Below are 5,451 nucleotides of genomic sequence, written 5' to 3'. Positions count from 1 at the left end.
TTTCTCCTGTTCTGCTCGTAGTTTTTCCTGTTCTGCTGTTTCAGCTAAAGTAGCTATCCAATCACCATCTTCATTATACCAACGTAGCCATAAACCTTCTATACCTTGATATTTTCCTGACCAAACTCCTACCCCCAATTTTAGCTCAGGAAACCAGAATTTTGACTCTGTCAGTTCCACCGCTTGATATTTTATTCCCAATAGTTGGAATACTCGCAGTTGATTTTCATATCTGTCGAAAATGATATAGTAAGGTGAGCGCAAATACTGCTCATAAGTTTGCCATTTTGTTGGGGGTTTATTGGCACTTCTTAATGTTTTTCCTAAATCTTCCCCTTCTGTACCTGGTGATAATAATTCCACTATTAAAAATGGAGCGAATCCTTCTTGCCAAATTACATAACTCAACCGCATATCTTGCTGGGTTTCAGAAGCGGGTGCGCCTAATACTAAAAACCAATCTGGTCTTTTATACCATGAAAAATGATGCACATCATAGTACAAGTTTAAATCTGTACCAATAAACATTTCCTCTCGGGGATAAACTGAAGATTGGCAAGTTTCACGCAATAATTGGGGTTGAAAGTTATGAAATTCGTCTGGCAACCCTGGTTCCTCCGGATTTTCACTAGGTAAGTCATACATGGTGGGCAAGGTTTCCCAGGGTGGACGGGGATGAATTGTAGAGTCTAATTCTTCATCAATATCCTTATCAATATCCTGACTGGGTAAATCCGTGGATATGGTTTTTATTGGAGGTGCTTCACTTTGATACATGATTCATTATCTCCTTATTTAGAACTCTTGTGTAGACTTTGTATGTATGGTCTCTACAAAATTTCTATGGTCGTTATCAACACTATACTGTATTATACCGTAGGTTGAGTTTAATAACCCAACATTTGTACACCTGATAATTACCACATTTTTTTGAGTCACACATTAAGCGATCGCATTTTATTTTAACTTGAATCAAGTTGGTTTCTACCCCACTCAACTACTGAGGTTGTTTATGTAAGTTTATTGGCGATCGCACATTTCAAAGATTCAACTGCTTCATTCATCGCACGGTGTCCATTGATTGTGGGAACATCATCTGGGTCAGTTTTGCCAAAATTGAGTTAATTGGGGGTAGTGGATATTCATTAAGGTCTATAGTTACGGTTTGCTCCTGTAATTTGAGAAATCGCCACACTGTGCCAGTGGTTACGACACCATAAATGCAACTGATGGTACTGTTGCGCTCTGTATTAAACTTCCAAGCGGCAACCATTTCAGCAATACACTGCCCTAATCCCCCTTTGAGATTTTCCTTTTTCGCTTCCACCACCATTGTTACAGGAGCAGTAACATACAACTGCTCGGCGGATTGGCTCAAAATGTAATCACAAACCCCATTTAAACCTAAATCGGCATCAACGTTAAATTCTTCCCCAGAAAAAAAGCTAATACTGGGTAAGGTTTCTTTGATTGCTAACAAAACAGGGCAAATAATTAATTCAGAACGGGCTTTTTCGGTATTCAGCGCAATGGCGAGTTGTAAATTTTTAGTAATAAATTCCTCAAGATAAGGACTGAGGGTGACAGTTTGAGTTGCATTGAGAAATGCCCCACTTTCAATCAAGGTGAGTCCAAAATCTTCCACAACTTTAGGGATTGTAAACTGGCTATATGGCATAAGTAAAATTCCACAATCAAAAATCTTTCTCTGACTTAATTAGACTCACAAATACACTAATAATTTTTTCTGGTTGATTTATATAGTACTCATCTAAATCAACTACTACTAGATTACCAGTTAATTGCAAGAACACCCACTGATTACCATTGGTAACACAACCATAAATATTTTCCACATTATTTCCCTCCGATTGATTTAATTGGGCAGCAGCAATCATTTCCGCAATACATTGAGCGAATCCTTGTTTAAGATTATCATTTTTCGCTTCCACCAAAGCAATCACAGGAGCTGTTACATATAACTGTTGAGATGATAACCCAATTAAAAAATCACAAAATCCATTTAAACCCTGCTCAATATTAACATTAAAATCAATTCCTGAAAATAAACTAATTTTATTATTTAATAATCTTCTTACTTCAATCAAAACGGGCGCAATAATCATTTCTGATTTAGCTTTTTCTGTACCAATTGCTTGCGCTAAGGGAATATTATTTTGTAAGTATTTGATAAAAAAATCATCAACTCTTAACTGGTCAAAGGCCGTAAAAACATTTGTTCTTTCTTCAATGTTAATGCCAAATATTTTTGTGATTCTTTCTAGAGTAAAGTCACTATAAGCCATTTTTTATAACCCTTTTTTTAGAATGAAATAGCCCTCACATTAGCCTAACACTGAAGTCTTGCTGCTTAATCTGTGCTAGGGTTAAATATAACTAAGGGCGTTTATACCATTGTGTATGCTTACTGTCATAGTATAAATTTAATTCACTACCTATGAATACATTATCTTTTGGATAAGAATGTGGACAAAAGGTGCTACGCAATAATTCTGGTTGTAAAAGGTGAAATTCGTCTGGCAAGCCTGGTTCCTCCGGATATTCGCTAGGTAGCTCATACATTGTTGGTAATGTTTCTTGAGGAGGTAAGGGCTCATAGCTGGGTTTGCTATACACATCACTTTGATACATTATTAAACATCTCCTGTATTTAATCGCCGTTACCAAGATTCAATTATCTGCTTGTCTCTTCTAAGGAAATTGTAACATCCTAGCGAGGATAATGTTCACGCATTTTTATTAAATCAGAATACTGTGAGAAAAATCTAGAGGAAATCGGTTAACCTATGGTAAAAATAAATCACTGAGCAATTGTTCTGGACTGTAGGGGCAATCTTCAGGATAGTTAGACAGGCCCGTTTCTCTCTCGGCACTTATTACTGCTAAAGGATAGGCTGACAAAATAATCTCCGCCACCATGGGTTTTAAACTGGGGTTTTCTTGTAAAAGCTTGCCTAGTCGTAGGCGCTGTTCTTGGATAGTTAACTGCCAACTTCGAGATCTGAAATTGGGCTGATATTGCCACTTTAGTAGATGCATGATGAGCACCTCTAAGCGACTGGCAAGCTGACGTTTTTCTGAACGACCCATTGCTTCGATTTCTTCAGCGAGATTCATCCAGTCTAAATGATTTCCTTGCTGTTGTCGCAGAAGTTCTGCCTGCTGGTTAGCCCAAGCATAAAAGTCCGCCTCATAATCGACAATTCGCATTGTGTATACCTCAAAAATAAGAGGGGTTGAGAAAACCCACTATCCGTACTTACAAATTAATTCCTTGTTTTGCTAGTTACTTAATACTTGATTAACACTTTCAGAAAAAATAAAATCAATTACTCCCATTAATTCTAGTAAGTTTTCTAAAACATAATATTTGATATTTTTAGTAAAAATATCGTTCTGTAATTGTCCAAATTCCCAAAGTTTACCATTAGAAACAACACCAAATATTTTATGTTGTTGATTATTGTTTAGTTTTTGTGCTGCAATTAATTCAGCTAAACATTGTCCCCAGCCTTCATCAAAGTTATCTTTTTTGGCTTCAACTAAAATTAAGTAGGGTTGATATAATATCACTTTTCCTCTAGGAGAACGTTGAGCAATAATATAATCAGGAATATAATCAGGCGTTCCTGATAACTTTTCATCATAATTTAAAGCCTGATGACTCCAAAGTAACAATTTATCTTTGTATTTGAGCCAAATTTCTACTAAAATTGGAGAAATAATATTTTCACAGATAGCATATTCTGAATTAAATACTACTCCCTCTTTGAGTATTAATTGTAATCGCTCAATGAAGTAAGGACTAATTTCGGAGACATTTTCTTTGATGAAAGTTTCCTCTTGATATATCAGAGGAAACTCATTTAAAACATCTGCAATACTTTTATAGTTATTAAAGGACATTATTCACCTTTCGCAACTAAATAATTTAGATTTTTTAATGGTAGCATTATTCTGAGATTTATTATAAATCAAGAGAGCGATTGGGAAGCCAAGACAGGGAATGAATTGTCTCAAAGCCTAATTCGGTTTTGAACCGACTGGTTTTATCGTGAGTGATTATATTTATCTTAATTTATTCCCAATCTGCTTGGATGAGGTTACGTTTGCTGCGACTGAAAACCAAGCCTACTTCATGAACGGTTTTACCTGGTTCTCCTCTATACTTTTGTGCATAGTTACATTCCCGTATTTGCTTTAGGGCTAGGTTATCTTTTACGTTCTCCCCATCTANNTCACGTAAATATGATCACCTAAGATGGCTGTTATGTCCGCTTGACCATAGTTGGTGATATCTTCGGGAATGATGCGCGCATTTAAGGAACTCAAGAAAGCATATAGCACAGAAGCGTAGTAGCCCTCAAAATTAGCCAGGTCATTGTTGGTAAAGTTCCGCCAAGGTATAGAAGCAAATAGGCGTCTTACTGTGTCTATAAATCCATTAACATCACCTTGAAATAAGTTTTCATACAAGGGTCTCTGAATACCCAATTTCTCTTCAACGAAGTCCGTGTAGGCGTTGACTAATTGATCTCCCAAGGCGACTTTTACTTCCCGGTTGGGAATTTTCAGTCGGAACATGTAACGTTCCATAGCGGTAAAGGTGCTCTCAATGGTCAAATACCCAGATTGAAATAACAGGGTGACTGGGTTAATTCGTTCTATTTCAAAGGACTTTAAAATCTCTTCGGTTACTTCTAGATGCTCTAATTTGGGGAGGAAGTAGCAGTTGGTCTGAAATAGCTTAATTAAGAAGGTGGGGTTTCCTGTCTCAAACCAGTAGTTGCCATACTCCATTCCCTCACGGATAAACAGTAAGATATCGTAGGGGTTATAAACGGAATCGCCACGCCACGAGTATCCATTATACCAGAGGCGCAGTTTATCCCAGTCTACCCCTTGCAAGTGCTGGGCAAAGGTTTGCTCCAAATCTTCCTGGGTGTACCCACAAATGGTGGAAAAATCCCTACTGATGGTAATGTCCGTGAGTTGATTTAACCCGCTAAAAAGGCTGACTTTGGAGAATTTGGTGACTCCAGTCATGAAGATGAACTGGATGTTGGCATCCTGTTGCTTGAGAACCGAGTATAGGTTCTTGAGTCCCTCTCTCATTTCAGCAGCAATAGGTGGGTTGTCGATGTTGTCTAGGATGGGTTTGTCGTATTCATCCACTAGCACCACCGCACGTTGTCCATATTTTGCCATGGCCTTACGAATCAAAGTTCCCAATTTTCCCGGTATATCAGTTGACTTATATGACACATCCAGATGCTCTGCGTTTTCGTGCAAAATATCCAGTATGCGCAGATCCAGCTCTTGTCGGTTTTTTAATACCCCACCAGCAAAGTCTATTTTAATCACTGGGAATTTTCTACTCCAGTCCCATTGATCATGGATATAAAGCCCCTCAAATAATTTTTGATTCCC

The 5,451-nt window shown here is 37.6% G+C and carries 7 protein-coding genes and 1 pseudogene; all 8 read right to left on the bottom strand.

Annotated features, from left to right (window positions below):
- On the bottom strand, positions 1–777 hold a 777-nt coding region (locus ASL19_RS00295; protein WP_057176828.1), incomplete at its 3' end, for a Uma2 family endonuclease.
- Positions 778–1,060: 283 nt separating this feature from the next.
- Positions 1,061–1,678, bottom strand: a complete 618-nt coding sequence (locus ASL19_RS00290; protein WP_057176827.1) for a hypothetical protein — start codon at positions 1,676–1,678, stop codon at positions 1,061–1,063.
- A gap of 16 nt (positions 1,679–1,694) precedes the next feature.
- Positions 1,695–2,306: a hypothetical protein gene (locus ASL19_RS00285; RefSeq protein WP_057176826.1), complete on the bottom strand. Its 612-nt coding sequence runs from the start codon at positions 2,304–2,306 to the stop codon at positions 1,695–1,697.
- Between the two features lie 94 nt (positions 2,307–2,400).
- Positions 2,401–2,652 (bottom strand): annotated as a pseudogene (locus tag ASL19_RS00280) (Uma2 family endonuclease); the annotation flags it as partial.
- 153 nt (positions 2,653–2,805) lie between these two features.
- Positions 2,806–3,231, bottom strand: a complete 426-nt coding sequence (locus ASL19_RS00275; RefSeq protein ID WP_057176824.1) for a DUF29 domain-containing protein — start codon at positions 3,229–3,231, stop codon at positions 2,806–2,808.
- A gap of 72 nt (positions 3,232–3,303) precedes the next feature.
- Positions 3,304–3,927 (bottom strand): hypothetical protein, encoded by a 624-nt coding sequence (locus tag ASL19_RS00270; RefSeq protein ID WP_057176823.1) that lies wholly within the window; start codon positions 3,925–3,927, stop codon positions 3,304–3,306.
- A gap of 172 nt (positions 3,928–4,099) precedes the next feature.
- Positions 4,100–4,216 (bottom strand): hypothetical protein, encoded by a 117-nt coding sequence (locus tag ASL19_RS18365; RefSeq protein WP_082604622.1) that lies wholly within the window; start codon positions 4,214–4,216, stop codon positions 4,100–4,102.
- A 43-nt stretch (positions 4,217–4,259) separates the two neighbouring features.
- The coding region (locus ASL19_RS18360) for an AAA family ATPase (RefSeq protein ID WP_255356402.1) at positions 4,260–5,421 on the bottom strand (1,162 nt) is incomplete at its 3' end.
- Between the last annotated feature and the right edge of the window lie 30 nt (positions 5,422–5,451).

The organism is Cylindrospermopsis sp. CR12 (assembly GCF_001432185.1).
GTDB classification, from domain to species: Bacteria; Cyanobacteriota; Cyanobacteriia; order Cyanobacteriales; family Nostocaceae; genus Raphidiopsis; species Raphidiopsis raciborskii.
This window is presented reverse-complemented; position numbering and strand designations above follow the sequence as displayed.

Excerpts from the sequence above, each read along its gene's own strand:
- ASL19_RS00290 (WP_057176827.1), bottom strand. The coding sequence starts at position 1,678 with ATGCCATATAGCCAGTTTACAATCCCTAAAGTTGTGGAAGATTTTGGA.
- ASL19_RS00275 (WP_057176824.1), bottom strand. The coding sequence starts at position 3,231 with ATGCGAATTGTCGATTATGAGGCGGACTTTTATGCTTGGGCTAACCAG.
- ASL19_RS00285 (WP_057176826.1), bottom strand. The coding sequence starts at position 2,306 with ATGGCTTATAGTGACTTTACTCTAGAAAGAATCACAAAAATATTTGGC.
- ASL19_RS00270 (WP_057176823.1), bottom strand. The coding sequence starts at position 3,927 with ATGTCCTTTAATAACTATAAAAGTATTGCAGATGTTTTAAATGAGTTT.